This window comes from Paenibacillus agaridevorans (assembly GCF_003112455.1).
Classification (GTDB): domain Bacteria; phylum Bacillota; class Bacilli; order Paenibacillales; family Paenibacillaceae; genus Pristimantibacillus; species Pristimantibacillus agaridevorans.
Genome location: NZ_BDQX01000210.1, coordinates 2,960 through 4,512 on the forward strand (window position 1 = coordinate 2,960; position 1,553 = coordinate 4,512).

A 1,553-nucleotide genomic window follows, 5' to 3' on the forward strand; every position below is an offset into this window, starting at 1 on the left:
TGAAGGTCGTGCTCGATTGGACGCCGAACACGAACCATACGGGATTATATGTCGCTCGGGACAACGGTTTCTTCGAGAAGCACGGCCTGGACGTCGAGATTATTCAGCCGGGACAAGACGGCGCCGATGCAATGGTCGCTTCCGGCGATGCCGCGTTCGGCGTCAGCTACCAGGAGTCGGTCACGATGGCCCGCATCGCTGGCGTCCCGATCGTCTCTATCGCTGCGGTCATTCAGCATAACACCTCGGGTTTCGCCTCGCCGAAGGCGAAAGGCATCGATTCGCCCAAAAAATTCGAAGGACAGCGTTATGGCGGCTGGGGAGCTCCGGTAGAAGAATCCGTCATCGATGCCCTAATGCAGGCGGACGGAGGCGATGTCAGCAAGGTCGACATTATGAGTATCGGCGACAGCGACTTCTTTGCGGCCGTGGAGCGGGATATCGATTTCGCTTGGATCTACTATGCCTGGACTGGCGTCGAGGCAGAGCTGCGCGGCGAAGAGCTGAACATGGTTTATCTGACGGATTACAGCGACAAGCTGGACTATTATACGCCGGTCTTGGTGACGAACGAGGAGCAGATCAAGTCGGATCCCGAGACGGTGAAGGCGTTCGCGGCGGGAGCGGCCGAAGGTTATCAATTCACGATCGACAATCCGGAGGATGCGGCTGAAGTGCTGATCAAGGCGGAACCGGATCTGAACGCGGATCTTGTGCGTGCCAGCCAGAAGTGGCTCAGTCCGAAGTATCGGGACGACGCGCCGCGCTGGGGCGAGCAGAAGCTGAGCATATGGGAGAATTACGCAAACTGGATGTTCGATCATGGACTGCTCGAGGGCAAGCTGGAAGCGGAGAAAGCGTTCACGAACGAGTTCCTGCCGGAATAACGGGAGTAATGGAAGTCAGGCATAGAAGGACGGATCGACCAATGAAGCGGATGCTCCGGTCGGATTGAAGATAACTTCGGAGAGGGGAACAAACAGATGGCAAACGCGCTGGTAAGCATTCAAATATTGCCGAGCACGCCGGGAGGGGCAAGCGTCCTTCCTTTCGTGGATCGCGCTATCGATATCATTAAAGAGTCGGGCGTACCTTATCGGGTGGCTCCGCTGGAGACGACGATGGAGGGGGAGCTGTCCGAGCTGCTGAACATCGTACAGCGAATGAACGAAGCGATGACGGAGATGGGCTGCGCTTCGGTCATTTCCCAGATTAAAATATATTACAATCCGGAAAATGGCGCCTCCATGGGCCGACTGCTGGAGAAATACCCGGATGGCCAGTAGGAAAAAGTCCGGAACGGGAGCGTGGGCCAAGCTATGGCCGCCTGCGCTTGCGCTGGGCGCTCTGATCGCGCTATGGCAGGCATCCGCCTCGCTGGGAATCGTGGATGCCTGGCGTATCCCGGCTCCGTCGGCTGTTGTTCTGGAGGCGATCGAGATCTGGCCGCGCCTCATGGCGCATACGTGGGCGACGCTCAAGCTAATGATGCTGGGCTTTACGGGCGGTACGGCGGCGGGCTTTGCGCTCGCCGCTTTGCTGCATCTTCTGCC

General features: G+C 58.1%; 2 protein-coding genes and 1 pseudogene. All 3 read left to right on the forward strand.

Annotated elements, in window-relative coordinates:
• Positions 1 to 887, forward strand: an 887-nt coding sequence (locus PAT3040_RS19680; protein ID WP_108994065.1) for an ABC transporter substrate-binding protein, incomplete at its 5' end; no start/stop codon positions are given.
• A gap of 96 nt (positions 888 to 983) precedes the next feature.
• Entirely contained in the window at positions 984 to 1,286 is a 303-nt protein-coding gene (locus tag PAT3040_RS19685; protein WP_108994066.1) for a thiamine-binding protein, read from the forward strand.
• Positions 1,276 to 1,553 (forward strand): annotated as a pseudogene (locus PAT3040_RS38795) (ABC transporter permease); the annotation flags it as partial. The gene PAT3040_RS19685 and the pseudogene PAT3040_RS38795, both read left to right, overlap by 11 nt.